We start from the raw sequence: 18146 nt of genomic DNA, 5'->3' as shown, positions 1-18146 counted from the left end.
ATTTGTATTTATAATTTTTAAAATAATCTGCATAATTACCATCCTGGATTTTGTGGAAATTCCAAGTACATGTTCACATCAGCATTTTTCAATGGTAACCAGTAATGCTTATCACTAAAATTTCTCTCTAGGATAACCGTTTCACGAATATTAAGTACTTTATTCGTTTTTGGAGTTGCAGGATTAAAACTAGGATCTCTATCAAATTCTATTGATTTTTTCAAAGTATATGGACTCTGAGTAAATAACATCCATCTGCGAAGATCATTAAAACGATGTCCTTCAAAAGCTAATTCAACAGCACGTTCACGTCTTACTTCGTTCATAAATAAATCAAGCGTAACTAAAAATTTATTAGCCACATGACCTACATTAGCTCTGTCTCTAACCACATTTATAGCTTCTACAGCGGTTTTATTATAAGAAGGATCTTTTCCATTTGGTGAGTTGTAAGCTACAGCAGCTGATTCGGCGTACATTAAATATATATCAGACAAACGCATCCATGGAATATGAATATTTAAGTTACTTCCCCAATCATAACCGCCATCATATTTATTAGCCGTAATTGGTATAAACTTATATAATAAATACCCTGTTCTACTTCCTGTACTTATATTACGATAATTACCTCCGGTATATAAATTCGCGTAACGATCTGCAGCATTAGCAGCAGGAATTGTCCCCTTAACACATTGCACCCCATCATAAACTATATCGTTGTAAAAACGAGGATCACGACCTTGCCATGGGTGAGTTGGATCATATCCGGACTCTGCATCCGCTTGAGTAATATTTGTTATTGGTAAACCATTTGCCATACCATAATAATCAACATAATTTGCCGTTGGAAGAAACTTAACATCTCCGTCAACCAATATTGGAGCAGGTTGATATTGCTTACTTGTTCCCCAGTTAGAACCGTTTGCACCATAATAAGGTCCTCTAAAAATAGCTTCAGTACCTCCCGGAATAGCCCAGTTTTGTCCGGTAGTGTAAAAATTATCACTGTACTTAGCAAAGGGCAATAATGCATATTTAGAATTACTACTCTCAGTATGATTTAACAATTCTGCAAAAGCCTGAGCCGCTTTTTTACAAAACTCTGTATTGTAAGCAGCACTTCCGGTAGAAACTTTATTCATTAAAGGACTTCCTGCCCATAGATAATTTTTACCTAAGTATCCTAAAGCCATTATTTTATTAATACGTAAGGCATTTTTTCCTAAAGTTCTTTTTCCTACAGTAGTTTCATCCCAATCAACAGGTAATAAATCAGCCGCTAATCTAAAATCGGCTGCTGCTTTTTCGGCACATTCAGCATAACTAAGTCTAGGCAAAGTTAAAGGCTGATCACTTGGTAAAACTGTATCAATATATGGAAGTCCGCCAAAATACTGCATAAACTGGAAATGGAACCATCCTCTAAAAAATAAAAGTTGGCCTTTTATCATATCTTTTTCTTCCTGAGTAGCATCTTGTAATTTATCCATATTGGCTAAACCAATATTGGCTTTACGAATACCAGCCCATCCTAAAGTCCATAAATCTTTAGCAAACCGATCATTATTAGTAGAAACATTTCTACGATTCATCCATCCTGCCTGCCAACCATCGAATTCGGATTGCCAGCCCCATAAATTTCCGTTATCAATTTTAACAACAAAATGGAAATCACGTGCTGTAGATTGAATTTCATCTTCTCCCCAATTCCAGGAATTTGTCCAATACGCATTCGTAAAATCAGGAATACACTGATATAATTCTTCTGTAAATCCCTGAAATTTAGTAAAATTTTCAAATGCCTCATTTTCAGAAATTATTGTATCCGGAGATCTGTCAAGGTAATCTTCACAGGATACCGAACTAAATATCAAGCCAAATATAAAGCCATATTTTACTATTGTTTTGAAATAATTTTTCATACATTTTTAATTTTAAAAAATAATATTAGCTCCTATATTAAAACGTTTAACGGTTGGATAAGCACCTTGTGAAGCCCATCCTGTACCAGCATAATTACTTTCTCTATCATCCGGCATTTTTGACCAGAAAAAAAGATTATCTCCGTTTATAAAAACTCTTATATTTTGAAGTCCTAACGATTTTATTAAAGAAGTACTTCCATCAAATGTATAGGCAATTTCAGCATTCTTCAAACGCACATAAGATCCGTCGTACATATGACGTTGCGCATCATTATAACTACTTGGTGTAGAAAGCCATCGAGGCATTGGAACATCTGCATTTATATTGTCCTGAGACCACAGGGAACCTTGATTATAGACTACATGGTTTTGTGAAACTAAACTCCCTAAAACTACCTGTCTTGTAACATTGTTAACCCCATAAAACTGAACAAATGCACTGAATTTTTTCCAGTTAAAACCAACAGTAGCATTATAAGTGTTTTGAGGTGTACCTGCATGTCCATAAGGAATATTGTCATAATTATCAATTACACCATCTGCATTATAATCCAGTAAATTATAATTACCCGGTAATTTTTGATTATCATTGGTATTGGTCATAGTACTTGCATACAATTCATCCCAAGTATTATAATAACCCTGCCCAACATAAGAATATGCCTGCCCAATAACTTTACCTTCTGTTTTTTGGTAATCAGGCAATAACTGCGCGTTATTAGCATCAATAATTTTGTTTTTTGAATGACTCATATTCAAATCTGCCCACAAATTCAAATTATTAGCAAAAGTATGATTCAATTTAATCTCTATTTCATAACCTTTGTTAGTAACTCTTCCTAAGTTAGCAGCAGGAGCTACTGCCCCATAATAGGAAGGTATTGATCTTCCTCCACCCGCAATAAAAATATCAGATCGATCTTCTTTAAACAAATTGAAAGTACCTTTTACAAGACCTTTGAATAAACCAAAATCAACACCTAAATTAGATTTCTTTGCCGTTGCCCACTTTACATCCGGATTTCCAACTGCTGACTCTTTGTACCAATTATAAGGACTAAGCTCTCCACCTTCTCCGGTTGTACCTAATTGAGATTGTCCTCCAAAACTCCATTGCGTTAAATATAACCATCTGTTACCACCTATATTATCATCACCCACTTCACCATAATTTAATCGAATCTTAAGCATGTCTAGAAATGATTCCGTTTTTTTCATAAAACCTTCTTTAGAAACTATCCAAGTAATTCCACCGGATGAAAAGAAAGCAAAGCGTTTCCCTTTAATAAATCTTTCAGAACCATTATAGGCACCATTATATTCTGCAAAATATTTCCCGGCAAAACCATAAGTAGTTCTAAATACCCAGTCCTCTCTGTAACGTGGAATTTCACTTCCTGTAGCACTTTTATCTCTATTAAAAAGGCCCATTGCTGTAATATCATGCTTTGAATTTATGTTTACAGCATAATTCAATTGAGCCTGATAAAAAATTCGTCTATATGATGCCCAATCTTGTACGTTTCCTGCACTTGGAGACCATTTGATACCTTCCTGAAAATCAAATCTATTATTGGAATCGTAATTTTGTTTGTAAGTAATGGTACCTGTTACAGGATCAATCCATTTTTCTTGTGTATTATTATATAAATCAGTAACTCCACGATCTGCTTCTACGAAAGTATTATCTAATGCTATTTTACCATTAAAACTAAGCCCTTTAATCAACATATCCAGTTTTTGATCTAGGGTAAAATCGGTTGTGAGTCGTGTTGTAGTTCTATATTGAACACCACTAATAGCTAAATTACGGACAGAATTTGATGCCTTTCCTTCATTTGGAGCAAAATACCCCCAAGAACCATCCGATTCATAATAAGGTAAAAACACATCCGGAGCTGTAGAATAAGCAGCATCCCACATAGTATATTCTCCTCCTGTAGCTCCCCAAGGACTTTTCTTTACTCCATGTGAACCAGAAAGATTTACTTTAAAAGTGGTAGTTGGAGAAAATTGAAAATCCAAATTAGTTCTAACATTCAAACGATTAAAACCATAACCTGGTTCATAACCTCTATTATTACTATATTTTCTAAAAAGATCGCCTTCATGTAAAAAATCTGCACTGGTAAAATACTTAACAAATTCAGTACCTCCGCTTACATTTAAACTGGCATTATGCGACATTACATAATCCTTAAACAATGTCTTTGCCCAATCTACATTTGGATAACGCTCTCTTTCTTCCTGATTAGCAGGAAATCTATATTTATTGATAATATCCTGCGGAAGATAATCATTCCAACTTGACGGAGACAATGCCAACTCATTCTCAATAGCCTGATTTCTTATCATTAACGCATCATACGCATCATACTTATTTGGTAATTGAGAAGGAACTTTCATTGTTGAATTAACGCGGGCTCTAATTAAAGCTTTCCCTATGCTTCCTCGCTTAGTTGTAATAATAATTACACCATTTGCTCCTCTTGAACCATAAACCGCTGTAGCAGAAGCATCTTTTAAAACAGAAACAGATTCAACTGATCCAATATCTACACTGTTCATTGGGCGCTCAATACCGTCAACTAAGATAAGTGGAGAGGAATCATTCCAAGTACCTGTTCCTCGTATTACAATTCTCGGATCTTCTTCTCCCGGCATACCTGTACTGGCAGTAGTAATCAAACCAGGAGCATTACCTGTTAAAGCTGCACCTATACTTTGAACCCCTCCAGCTCGTTCTAGTGTAGATCCTGAAACCTGAGAAATGGCAGCAACTAAACTTTCCTTCTTTTGTTTACCATAACCTACAACCACTACCTCTTCTAAAGAAGTCTGATCAGTAGCCATTGCAATATTAATCACAGTTTGCCCGCTTACTTTTTTCTCTACTGTTTTAAAACCAATACTACTAAATATTAAAACTGCATCCGAAGAAGGCAGACTAATCTTATATTTCCCATCAAAATCGGTTATTACACCTAATTTAGTATTTCCCTTGACAGCTACAGTAACCCCTGGAATAGGCAACTTATCTTCGGCGGAAGTAACTGTTCCAGTTATAATTATCTGCTGGGTATTCTGATTATTCTTTGTTACTAAAAAAGGTAAAGAAGTACTCCCTTCGCTAGCCAACAATACATTTGAAAACATAAACTGAAACAAAACTCCCATTACCACGAACTTTCCTTTTCGCGGAATTTTTATTAATTGTTTTTTCATATTAATATTTTGACATTTTTTAATTTATTAAAAATTAGAATTTGACTTGATTTTACATAAGCTGCTTTTCTCTTTTAAATAAAAAAAAACAATTAAAACCATGCTTCTGAAAACTTTCATACCGTTTAATTTCATGATTAATATAACTAATTGTTTTTCTTCGCATTTCAGTATGCAAAAAGGATAAAAAAGCGATGCGATTTAGCTATTCAAAACAACTTTAACAATTTTTAATTTCTGTAAAAGAAATCTAATTTGAAAAGACCATATTTATCTCTTTCAAAACAATACAAGACAACTATATCTCGATTTTTTTTACAAAAAAAACAAACGCTTATAAAAGCTGTTCTTCTTTGGTGTTTTATTCTCTCATAGGCGTTGTTATTGGTTGTTATTGGTTAGTTAATAGTGTTTATATGGTTATTTAGTTGATTCCCTTTTTTCAAATACTTCTCCATTTGCTGTTCCCAATATTCTGTTCAACACTAGCTTTTTACAGCTCATTTTTTTTAACAAAACCGATTACGCAATCGGTTGTTTGTTTTCAGAAAAATATTAGTGTCTTTAAGACACTAATATTTTTTAACACAGTATTTTGATTAAGTGTTAAGCAAATGTAAAATAAAAAAATGTAAAAACAACCGATTGTTATATTTTTTTTACAATAAACAAAAAAATAACAGGTATAAAATATTCATTATATATTAATCCACGCTATTAAATATCATTACTTCAACAAAAAGCTTTTTTTATTTAAAAAAACAATAGTTAATTTTTACAAAAAATGATTGAAATGAGAAATCAATAAAATTAAAACTTTTAAATCCTAAACCAAAATATGGTTTGGGATTATCATCTATAATTATTCTGGCGAAGCATCATTATTTGAAGTAGCATACAATCCTAACAAGCAACCTGTAAATCCACCTGCTACATCAGTTGATAAAATATCTCCTGAAACAGGTCCTCCAACAGTAACAAAATTAACTCCATCAAGAGAATAACTGAAGTTGTATTCGTCTCCTTTGGCTTTTATTTGTAATTGTATTGATTTCTTGATATCAATTTTTGTACTGCCAACTATTGTAGAGTTTACTGCAGCATCTCTTCTCGTTTTTTGATTTTTTTGTAAAACGATATAATAGTCTTTATCTTTCATCGTAATTCCAAAAACATAATTAGAACCTTCATTTTGTAAGGCTACAACTCCAGCTAAATCTTTATCTGATTTTGGTTTATAATCAATAGTAGTCGTCAAAGAAAAACTATTATGTTGCTGACGATAAAACAAAGTTGAAGTAGGTTTTACTTCCTTAATATTAATATCAAACGGATTAATTGTCAGGCCTTTTTTCGAAGTTGTGATAAATTTTTCACGAGGTCCTCTTAAACCGATCCAACGGTAATCTAACTTAGTTGTTGTAAAATCATCTTTGAATGTAAAATTTCCATTAGGGAAGAATCCTTCTTTTCCTGTTTTGTTTTCGCTAACTCCTTTTGGCATTTTCAATTTTGGCTCCAATGGTACTAATCCATTTTCGAAAACCGGAAATTCGCCAGACCAATCTACAGGAAGGATGAAAGTTTCACGTCCAGTATTGACTCTGTTTTTTTCATTTGGTCTTACTGCTAAGAAAACTCCGTAGTATTTATCTTCAGGTCCTTTAACTAAGTCAGCATGGCCTGCCCAGTCTACTCTATTTTTTCTGTCTCTGCCAAAATACTTTTGCGTTAAAATTGGATTGCCTGGTGCAGGAATAAATGGTCCTTTTGGGTTATCACTTTTAAAGATAACTTCGGTATGATTACCTCCTGTCCCTCCTTCAGCGCACATTAAAAAATATTTTCCATCTTTTTTATACAAATGTGGAGCTTCTATCCAAATTGGGTTTTTAGCAGGATCTACTCCTCCATCAACAATAATCTTATCCGTTCCAGGAATTACCTTATCATTTTCAACATCATATTCCCATACTTTAATCACACGGTGGCCATTGTAACGCTCTTTTCCATTATCCGGTGCATCATTATGAACGATATACCCTTTACCGTTATCATCAAAGAAAATGGAAGGATCAATACCTCCAAAACCAAGTTTTATTGGATTTCCCCAACCTTTTTTCGGATCTTTAGTCTTAACAATAATATTGTTCAAACCTCCAGAAAAAGCGGTAACAATCATATAAAAAGTATCATTATGAGGATTATAAGTGATTCCAGGAGCATAAACCCCTGCACTAATACCTGTATCGTGAGGATTAAATTGAGTGACATCATTTAACACGCCACCTAAATCTGTCCAGTTTACTAAATCTTTAGAGTGAAAAACAGGTACTCCCGGAAACATTGCAAACGAAGAGCAAACCATATAATAATCATCTCCTTTTCTGGTAATGGCTGGATCAGGGTAGCAACCTTGCAAAATTGGAGTATAAAACTCATCCGATTTTAGGGGGTTATCTTTATATACCTGATCATCTCCCTGATAAGTAAAATTCGAAAATAGTGGTGCATTATTTTTTGATTTATTTTGACTGTTCGCTACCATAAAAGAAAACAGTACTACCATTAATAACAATTGCTGCACTTGCGGTTTTTTCATTACATTAATTTTAATTGGTTTATTTATAATTTATTTATTAAAAAATAATTTTTAATAGCATTAATTTGTGGTTGTTTAAAAAATCTAATTTATACTTTTTTAAAGATAAAAACAACCGATTGCTTAAATATTTAAAAAGAGGTTTATTTCGAAAACATCCAATAATCAAAGTACATGATTTGACTCGTTGCTTTTCCTTTGAAAATAAAATATAAATCGTGAATTCCTGATATTTTTTTAATATCAATTGTTTGTAATGACCAACGGTCATTACCTCCTGTCATTGGAACTTTTACCGTACCCAAAAGCTCTCCATCTTTGCTATCTAATCTTATTTCCATTGATACATTTCCATTATGAGTTGTTCCAATTCGTGCTGTAAACTTTGAAGCACCTTCTTTACGAAAATCTACCTCTTTGACCTTGGTGTAAGCATCATTGTATTTAGCGGTAATAAAATTACCAACAACATCATTTTTCATTGATTTCACACCTTCCGACCAGGCAATAGTCTCTGCTTCATTTTTAGCATAAGGATTTAATAGACTTAAGCTCTGCTTGATTCCTTCGGTCATATTCATTTGTACAATAGAACCATCTTTATTAAATTGAAGTTCTTCTACACATACCGAACGGGTAAAACCAGTTCCTCCAGGCAATCCCGCATTGTGATAAAAAAAATAACTTTTTCCTTTGAAATCGATAACACCGGGATGGTTAGTAAAAGACCCGCCTTGTGTAGGCATTACCACACCCTGATATTTCCAAGGTCCTGTAATACTTTTACTGGTGGAGTATCCAATATGTTCCGAAATAGGTCCCGCTGCAAAAAATAAATAATAAAGATTATTACGCTTATATAACCAAGGCCCTTCTTCATAAGTTGTTGGTCTTTGTTCATTCACTTTTCCTTCACGCTTGCCAAATGCTTCTATTGTATTAGGAATTTGCTGGATTTCACCCTCAGTAGAAATCATATCTTCATTCAGTTTTACATAGTGACAAACAGGATTTCCCCAGAATAAATAAGCTTGACCATCATCATCAATAAAAACGGTTGGATCAATATCGGCATTACTATTCGAAACTAAAGGTTTCCCTAACGGATCTATAAAGGGACCGTAAGGACTATTGGAAACAGCAACACCAATACCATTCTTTCCCTGACGATCGGTAATAGGCACATACATATAAAATTTTCCTTCTCTTTCAATACATTGAGGTGCCCAGGCATTCATTTTTGCCCAATCAAATTCTTTGTATGATAATACAGCTCCATGATCTGTCCAGTTAACCATATCCTCAGTAGTATATAATCGCCAGTCATTCATGGTAAACCAAGTCGAATTATCTTCATCATGGCTGGTATATAAATAGACTTTTCCATTATAAACCATTGGAGCCGGATCAGCTGTGTAATTAGTTTGTACAATAGGATTTTGAGCTCTTCCTATTATACAATTAAGACAAATTAGTATTACTATAAATAATTGATGGTACATCTTCATTTTATTAATTATTTAAAACAAATCCTCCGTTAGGCTGGATCACTATTGATAATTCTCCATTTTTAGAAACCTTTGAACTTGTAGTGTTTGTTTCTTTATTAACATTGTCATTCAAAATAAAAACATTTTGACCAGCCAACATTGGAAGTTTAATTTTCAATGCTTTAGCTGTCTTTTCAGCATTAACACCAGCAACATACCAGTTTTGTCCATGTCTTCGGGCTACTACACTGTATTTTCCTGGATATCCGTCAATAAAAACAGTTTCATCCCATGTCGTGGGAACATTTTTTAAAAACTCTAATTCAAAAGCAGGAACATCAATCAAATTATTAGGCGTTAAACCAAACATTTGAACCGGATTTTGAAATAAGACAGCTGTTGCTAACTGAAAACCGTCTGTAGTCAATCTCTGGTTTCCTTTTTGATTTCCTTTATTTAGATATTTATTCAACAATACGCCTCCAAATTCCATACTTCCTACTGCATTTCGAATAAATGGATGTAATGATGCATAATAAGCTTCTTTATCGCGTGCATCTTGTGAAAAAATCAACATTTCTGATGCCAATACGGCTTCGCTTCCCATAAAATTAGGATACATTTTTTCCCATCCACGAGGAAGTGTAGCGCCATGAAAAACAATCATTAAACCATAATCATTAGCATCTGAAAGAATATCTTCATACAATTTCATGGTTTCTTGTTTATCTCCTCCAAAGAAATCAACTTTAAGCCCTTTTACTCCTGCTTCTTTAAGCCATTTCATTTCGTTTTTTCTTGCTATAGCAGTATTCATCTTATTAAGTGGAGTCTGAAAAGCATCATTTGCAGAACCATTCGAATTATACCATAAGAAAACCTCAACATTTTTAGATTTAGCATACTTGATTAATTCTTTCATTTTATCATAACCTATTCTTTCATCCCACCAGGCATCAATCAAAATGTACTCAAACTTCATAGCTGCTGCCAAATCAACATATTTAACCTGATCTTCATAATTCATACTATTGTCCTGCCAAACAATCCAGCTCCAGCTACTACGACCCGTTTTATAATCCTGTGAAGCTTTGTAAAGAGGTTTAACAACATCAAAAGGAATAGTAGTTTCAACAATAGGCTTGAGTGTTTCGCCTACAGTAATTGTTCGCCACGGTGTTACTCCCGGAAGACTTATTTGTGCTGATGAACTTCCAAAACCATTATTCTGTTTAATATTTGGATATTCCACTGTATATAATCCATTTTTATAAGAACTTAAATGTGATCCTGTATAAGAACCACCAACACCTGTCTCAGAAAGTAAAACCCAGGCTTTATTAGCTAAATTAAAAAGTCCCGGAAATACATAACCTTCAGAGGATGTTGATTTACTCAATGGAGCATCCGCTTCGTAACCGCTTTCATAGCTGGGTGCCGTACGGGCAAATCCTGTCATTGGTCGCATCATTGGAGAAAGAAAAGTAGTTGTAGATACAGGAAATCTAAACCCTGTTTTTTCTTCTGAAATTACACAAACTTTTGTATCTCCTAATGCCGGAAGTTCATATCTAAAAGCGATATTATTATTACTTACCTGAAACAAAACCGCTATTTTTTGTTGCTTTGCATTTGAAAACACACAGTTTAAAGTATTTGCATTGTAACTTACCTGAGATTGTTTAATCTTAGTCTGATTGTAAGTTTCATCCACCTTTGCTACAGTTGAATTTACAAAATTCATATTAGTTGTAAAATCGCCAGCATTAGCAATTAATCCCAGCGGAGAATCTTCTAATACAATTCCTCCTTTGTAAGTAACAGAATAAAATGCTGTTCCGTTTTTAACTAATACATTTAATTTCAAATCTCCATCAGGACTGGAAACTGACATGTTATTTTGAGAATAAGCTGCCGAAAAAATCATCAAGCAACATAAAACTATTATATTTTTCATTTTTATTTATTTACTGAATTTCCATGCGTCAAAATTGAATAGCTCTCCCTGTTCTCCTTTAAAAACAAAAAACAAATCATGAACGCCATTTACTTTTTTAACTTTAGTTTTAAATGTTTTCCAATTTTGCCCTCCACCCGTATTTTCTATTTTACTAGTGCCAATAATAGGACCGTCAACATTATCCAAGCGTACTTCAATTGTTCCTCCATTTAAAGATGCAGCAATAAGTTCTATTTTTTTCGCCCCTTTTTGAAAATCAACTCCTCTAAGCTGAATAAAATCACCATTATGGATTTGAGTTACATAAACTCCTGACTCTTTGCTCTTATCTGCTTTAACACCTTTACTCCAAGCCATAGTTTCTGCTTCTATACGTCTGAAGGGGTTTAATGTTTCTATCTGTTCAGGTCCCTCTTTTGTGAAATAACTATAGTTTTTAATGGTTCCATCCTCGTTATAAATCATCTCTTCAGCATCTACAGAACGTCTTTCATAAAAGGTAGAAGTTTCACTTTTAAGCAAATCATAAGTATGTCCAAAAACATAAGATTTTCCTTTATAGTCAATAATTCCTGGATGATTCCCTCTTGTTTTCTCACTTGCATCTATAATCATTCCTTTGTATTCCCAAGGACCTGTAGCTGAATTACTCATTGCATAACCAATACCTTCCGGGCAACAAGTTGAAGCATAAGACAAATAATAATGATTTTTTCTTTTCCAAACCCAAGGTCCTTCCTGATAATTTTTAGGTTTTGAATCCACTTTTACAACTTCACCAGAAGTAGAAATCATATCTTCATTTAGTTTCACATAATACAAATGTGGATTTCCCCAATACAAATACGCCTGACCATCATCATCAATAAACGGACTTGGATCTATATCGTCCCAAATGTTGTGATCGGAATAAACTAGTCTTTTACCAAGAGGATCTTTAAATGGTCCATAAGGACTATCTGAAACTAAAACACCAATACCTCCACCGTGCATTGGACAGTATAAATAAAATTTACCATTTCGCTCAATACACTGAACCGCCCACGCTCCATTATCTTGTTTAGCCCATTTAAAATCTTTTAAAGATGCAACTGCTCCATGCTCTGTCCAATTGACCATATCAGTTGATGTATAGAGCAACCAATCGAGCATTTTAAAACCTTTAGCATCGTCTTCATCATGTGAAGTATAAAGAAATATGGTATCATTATGTACCATAGGTGCCGGATCAGCTGTATATTTTGTTTGAATTATTGGTTTTTGAGCTATTACTGTTGAAAGATTTAAAAGGAAAAGTGTCCCAAAAGCCAATAGCTTCTTTGTATTATGCAACTTTGAATAATTAGCCATAATTGTTTTTTACCTTGTTAAATAATATGTTATTTGAAATTTAATTGGATAATTTATCTGTAATTATTTTCCAGTAGAAGTGTTACCCAAAATAGTGTATTGATTCAAGGTCGAAACATCTACAGGTTTAAACAAAAACTGTGAGAACATATACAATCCATTTTTCCAAACCTTAAAGTCATGTCCTCCAGGCTCTAAATAATATACGTGTGGAACGTTTTTTTCCAATAAATAATCGTGTAAACGCTTGCCATAAGTGATCAAACCATCTTTATCACCACAGGAAATCCACAACAATTTCAATTGTTTTTTTGCATCTTCAGGATTAGGAACCAATACTTCCGGCATTTTAGTATTTGGTGCTGATGAGAACCCTCCTACCCAGGCAAATTTGTTTAAATTTCCTAAACCAAAATTAAGTGATTGTCCTCCTCCCATTGAAAGTCCGGCAATAGCACGATGTTCTCTATCTGTCAAGGTTGGATATTTTTTTTCGATAAACGGAATTAAATCGTCCAATAAATCTCGTTCAAAAGTGGCAAATCCCTGCACTTTATCCGGCGCCATAATGTTTCCTGTAGCACGGTCATCTTTAATAGCACGACCATTTGGCAATACCACAATCATCGGCTTTATTTTTCCTTCGGCAAATAAGTTATCCAATATTATTTGCGGTGCTCCTCCTTTTAACCATTCTTTTTCATCTCCACCAATCCCATGTAACAAATACAAAACCGGATATTTTTTATCTTTTGAAAATCCCGGAGTTTTATAAACTAAAGCTTTTCTTGTCGTACCCACTGTTTTTGAATCATAAGAGATGGTATCTATTGTACCATGAGCAATGGCTGCTCTTTCCTGATCAAATCCTTTTGGGCCTTCTTTTTCTATTTTTTGTGCAACTATTACCAGATTACACATCAACACCATTACTACGGTAGTAATTATTTTTTTCATTTTTTTATTTTTAGATGGATTGAATTATTTATACCTCAATTATTCTTTTAATCTTTGAAAAGCAAAGGAGCTAATTCTTTTATGCTACGACGCCAAGTTTGAAACTCGTGCCCTGTTTGATCAGACACATAAGATACGGCATTGAATCCAGCCTCTTTAAGCCCTTTTATAGCAGTTTGAACACGATCAGGATTTTCACGGCTTCCGCAACTTATGAAAATAAGTTTCACTTTAGATCTATCTTTAATTTCTTCCGGAGTATAAATGCCTCCACTAAGTAGTGCATATTGAGAAAAAACATCTGGTTTATTCAACGTTATGGTGTGTGTTTCCATTCCTCCCATAGAAAGACCAGCCATTGCACGATTGGGTTGGTTGGCTAACGTACGGAAATTAGCGTCCACATAAGGAATTAATTCATCGACCAAAACCGTCTGAAATGGTTCAATCTTGAAACTTGCCATACCACCCCATTTTATTTCATTAGTCATACCATAAGTCATTACAATAAGGAAAGGTTTTATTTTGCCTTCGGCAATTAAATTATCCATAATCAAATTAACGCGTCCTTGATTGCTCCAAGCCGTTTCGTCTTCTCCCCAACCGTGTTGTAAATACAAAACCGGAAAACGTTTGGATTGCTCTCTTGAATAACTTGGCGGTGTATAGACATAAGCTCTACGTGAAGTATTGGTGCTTTTTGAAGGAAAAAGAATTTGTTGTACATGACCATGAGGTACATTTTTCAAAGCATAAAAATCTTGATCATGAGCAGAAATTTCAATACCACTTTCCCAACGGGTAGAACCATAAAAATTCAAAGCTCCCGGATCATTAAAAACACCTCCGTCAACTGTTGCATGATAATAATGAAAACCTTCATCCATTGGACCTGCTGTTGTTCCTGTCCAGTTTCCGTTTTCAGCTTTAGTAAGAACAGTTCCTCCTTTTGCTCCGCCTAAACCTAAACTTACCACAACCGATTTAGCTTCGGGTGCAGAAATCTTAAATCGGGCATATCCCTGAGAATTTACCTGTGGATATTGCTGTCCAGGCTGATTTACTGTTGAAGGTTTGAAATCCTCTATAATGGTTGCCTGTGCTGTTTGTGCAGAACAAAAAGAACCAAAGAATGTTAGAAATACTAATAAAATAACAGAATACTTTTTCATGTTTTTTAATTATTTAAATTTTTACTTTTTTATAATCATAATATTAAATCAACTATTTAATTCTAAACCAATCAAAATCAGCATATCCCCCAGGATTTTTAGTTGCATAATTAAATAATCCAAAACGATAGCCCATGAAATGAGGAAGTGTATAAGGTAGGTTTATCCTGTTTCCAATAGGAGTCCAGTTGTTCCCATCTAAACTGTAATAAAATCTCCCTTTATCTGCTCTGTTTTTAAAATCGCATGCTGCTTTAAAATATACTTTGTCCTGATTTAAAGGAACACTTTCGATTTCTTTTTGAATGTCTTGTGCGGCATCAATCATTACAATTTTTTTAGAACCCTTTTCAATTTTGACAGCAATAAAACCATATTGTTTTTGTAACAAAGAAAGTCCTGCAAAGTCTCCTTCTTTCATTTTTGAAACATCAACAAGTGTCGTTGCGGAACATTCTGGTCCAAAAGTTCTTTGAGTTAAGGTATTTTTGGCTTGAACAAAACTGCTGTCTATTCTTGCGGTTTTTAATCTTAAGTAACCTTTTCGCTCTCTAACCGACCAAAGCGAATTATCCGGATTATGATTCCATTGCCAAACCAAAGGCAAAGTTGCATCGCCTTTTTTACGATTAAATTCATCAGAATTTACGATTCCCGGAATTAATCCTTTGCTAGGTGGTAAATCTAAATATTCCGGAACTTTTGCATTTTCGCCTAATATTGGCCATCCGTTTTCCCATTTAACGGGAACTAAATAAGGAATTCGACCAACACCTCCATTATCTTTAAATAAATACGAAAACCATCTGCCATCCGGAGTATCAATAAGTCCTCCTTGTGCCACACCCTGATCTTGTAATCCCACTTTTCCTTCCCAAGGTCCATTAATGTTATCAGCACGATGGATAACTACAGTACGCATTCCTCCTCGTGGCCAACAAATATTAAATAAATAGTATTTTTCGTTTATTTTAAAAAGTTGAGAACCTTCAGAATTTAGCATAATGTTATTTCCAGCCGGTGCACTGGCATTTTCAATCAAGACTCTTTTTGTTTCTTCTTTTACACTTGAAAGGTCTTTGTTTAGCTCTATAATATCCAATTTTCCTGCTCCCCAAACCAGATATACTTTTCCATCATCATCAAAAAGAATGGAATGATCGTGATAAGAATTGTTTAAAACTATTTTTTTCCAAGGTCCTTTTTCGATATCTTTTGTTGAATAAATATAGGTTCTGCCTGTCGTTCCTGAAAAAGTACTGACATAATAAATTCCGTTTTGGTAGCGCAAACAACTAGCCCAAGAACCTCTGCCATAATCATTTTTACCATTATCTAAATTGAGTCTATCATTATTATCTTCCAATGTTTCATAAGCATAATTAACCAGTTTCCAATTGACTAAATCAGTCGATTTCATAATGGGTACTCCTGGATTCACGTGCATTGTGGTACTGCTCATATAATAAGTGTCGCCGACTCTAATCATAGACATATCAGGAACATCAGCATAAATAATTGGATTTTGTGCTTTTTTTTCTTGTGCAAAAGCGACCATTTGGATAATTATAAGCAAACATGAGAAGATAAACCTGTTCTTATGTATCATTGGATAAAAGATTTAAATTGAATTAATTATTACTCGATTTTTTTAACGCCATCAGTAGTTTGTATTACTTTTTGAATCGTTCCGTCCTCATTATAATTCATATAATCCACACAAACAGAGCGTCTGTAACTACCTCCTGTAGGCAAATTTCCATTATGGTAAAAAAAGTACGAGTTCCCTTTATAATCAATAATTCCTGGATGTGTGGTGAAACTGTTAGGTACATTTTCCTGAATAATTCCCTGATACGTCCAAGGTCCTATAATGCTTGTTGCAGTACAATATTCAATCATTTCGGGTTTAGTTCCTGCACTTGCATATACTAAATAATACAGATTTTTTCTTTTGTAAACCCATGGTCCTTCAATATAGTTTTTAGGTTTGAAAGTAGTAATGGAACCGTCTATTTCAGTCATATTTTCTTTCAATTTCACCCACTTACAACTACCATTGCCCCAAAACATGTAAGCTTGTCCGTCATCATCCACAAATACGGTAGGATCAATATCATCCCATGCATGGGGTAAATCTTTAGTCATTTCGTTAATAACAAGTGCTTTCCCGATGGCGTCTTTGAAAGGCCCTGTAGGTCTATCTGAGACAGCAACACCGATTGCTGCTCCGCCGCCACTAACATCATCTTTTTTATGAAAAGTAGAAACAAACCAATAAAATTTACCATTTCGCTCGATACACTGAGCTGCATAAGCATCTCCTGTAGCCCAAGCAAAGGTACTCGGTGAAAGTGGTGCTCCGTGATCTTTCCAAGTGGCCATATCAGTTGTAGAAAACACATGCCAATCGGCCATTTTATAATTAGTATCTGCTTCTGTTGCCACATCATGACCAGTATACAAAAACAAAGTATCGTTATGTACAATTGGAGCCGGGTCAGCAGTAAAAATGTGTTTTATAATGGGGTTTTGAGCTGTCATTTTCGCAACTGGCAAGCAGCTAAAAACCAATAAAAGATTCGTAATAAATTTCATCAGCTATTTAATTATTGTTTTTATTTAATATTTCAAGCATTTTTACAGCATATCGTTTCCCTAACATTCTATATCCTTCCGCCGTGAAATGAAGATTATCTTTAGCATCCGGACAACCGCTTGAAGAAATCACATAAGAATTTGGAATTACCTCTGGCAAAGTAGCAATGATTTTGTTCATGCTAGCACATACTCCCCCTTGATCTGCATGAACCACTTCTCCGGCTAATAATGGAGTCGATTCGGCTTTCAGATTTAAATCTTTCAACAAATTATCATACACCACTTTTACTTTTTTGGTCCAAAGTGTATCACCTGTATTAGATTCTCCCTGATGTAATAATATTCCTTTTATTACACCCTTTTTTTGAGCTATTTTTGCCATTTCTACTAGTCTGGCATAAGGATTTCCATCATATTGTGATACCGTATTTTTTAGCCAATCCGGAGAACTACTCACATAAGATTTATAATTATCTTTATCAAAAAGTTCAATTTTACAGCCTCCCACCGCGACATTGATGACTCCAACTTTTACATCATCGGGTAAATTAGCTATCATTTCTCTACCAAAATAATCGGATGGTGTCAATCCTGTAGTACAACGACTTAAAGGCGGAACGGCAGTGTACCAATTGCCTTTTTTTCTTTTCAAATTATCACAATTGACTGCTTCCAAAATCTGAAATCTACTGTTTACAATGGTATCTTGCGGTTCAAACTTAGCATTCCCTTCCATATTTGATTGTCCAAGACACAAATAGATATAGAATTTTGGATCAGGTTTTTGAGCAAATAAATTGACTCCTAAAAACAAGATCATAATAAAAGAAAGCTGATTTAATTTATTTTTCATAATTCAAG

Annotated in this window: 11 protein-coding genes; all 11 read right to left on the bottom strand. The window is 34.2% G+C overall.

Features of this window, described 5'->3' with window-relative positions; all coding sequences use genetic code 11:
- Window positions 1-35: 35 nt before the first annotated feature.
- Entirely contained in the window at window positions 36-1925 is a 1890-nt protein-coding gene (locus H599_RS0105400; protein ID WP_026713195.1) for a RagB/SusD family nutrient uptake outer membrane protein, read from the bottom strand.
- Between the two features lie 12 nt (window positions 1926-1937).
- Complete coding sequence (locus tag H599_RS0105395; RefSeq protein WP_026713194.1) at window positions 1938-5153, bottom strand: SusC/RagA family TonB-linked outer membrane protein; 3216 nt, start codon at window positions 5151-5153, stop codon at window positions 1938-1940.
- 862 nt (window positions 5154-6015) lie between these two features.
- On the bottom strand, window positions 6016-7755 hold the full coding sequence (locus H599_RS0105390) for a glycoside hydrolase family 43 protein (protein WP_026713193.1): 1740 nt from the start codon (window positions 7753-7755) through the stop codon (window positions 6016-6018).
- A gap of 143 nt (window positions 7756-7898) precedes the next feature.
- Window positions 7899-9263, bottom strand: a complete 1365-nt coding sequence (locus H599_RS0105385) for a glycoside hydrolase family 43 protein (protein ID WP_211253739.1) — start codon at window positions 9261-9263, stop codon at window positions 7899-7901.
- A gap of 4 nt (window positions 9264-9267) precedes the next feature.
- A complete protein-coding gene (locus tag H599_RS0105380; protein WP_026713191.1) occupies window positions 9268-11202 on the bottom strand; it encodes a glycoside hydrolase family 97 protein in 1935 nt (644 codons plus the stop codon).
- Window positions 11203-11208: 6 nt separating this feature from the next.
- Window positions 11209-12555, bottom strand: coding sequence for a glycoside hydrolase family 43 protein (locus H599_RS0105375; RefSeq protein WP_081810513.1), 1347 nt, complete (start codon window positions 12553-12555; stop codon window positions 11209-11211).
- 63 nt (window positions 12556-12618) lie between these two features.
- Complete coding sequence (locus tag H599_RS19240) at window positions 12619-13512, bottom strand: alpha/beta hydrolase (protein ID WP_081810512.1); 894 nt, start codon at window positions 13510-13512, stop codon at window positions 12619-12621.
- A 47-nt stretch (window positions 13513-13559) separates the two neighbouring features.
- Window positions 13560-14684, bottom strand: coding sequence for an alpha/beta hydrolase-fold protein (locus H599_RS0105365; RefSeq protein WP_026713189.1), 1125 nt, complete (start codon window positions 14682-14684; stop codon window positions 13560-13562).
- 52 nt (window positions 14685-14736) lie between these two features.
- Window positions 14737-16293 carry a glycoside hydrolase family 43 protein gene (locus tag H599_RS0105360; protein ID WP_081810511.1) on the bottom strand — a complete coding sequence of 519 codons (1557 nt, stop codon included), beginning with the start codon at window positions 16291-16293 and terminating at the stop codon, window positions 14737-14739.
- Window positions 16294-16322: 29 nt separating this feature from the next.
- Entirely contained in the window at window positions 16323-17282 is a 960-nt protein-coding gene (locus tag H599_RS0105355) for a glycoside hydrolase family 43 protein (protein WP_026713187.1), read from the bottom strand.
- A gap of 7 nt (window positions 17283-17289) precedes the next feature.
- Entirely contained in the window at window positions 17290-18138 is an 849-nt protein-coding gene (locus H599_RS0105350) for a sialate O-acetylesterase (protein ID WP_026713186.1), read from the bottom strand.
- Window positions 18139-18146: the final 8 nt, after the last annotated feature.

This window comes from Flavobacterium daejeonense DSM 17708, assembly GCF_000425425.1.
In the GTDB taxonomy this organism is placed as follows: domain Bacteria; phylum Bacteroidota; class Bacteroidia; order Flavobacteriales; family Flavobacteriaceae; genus Flavobacterium; species Flavobacterium daejeonense.
The sequence above is the reverse complement of the archived record's forward strand: the minus strand, read 5'-3'. Positions and strand labels throughout refer to the sequence as shown.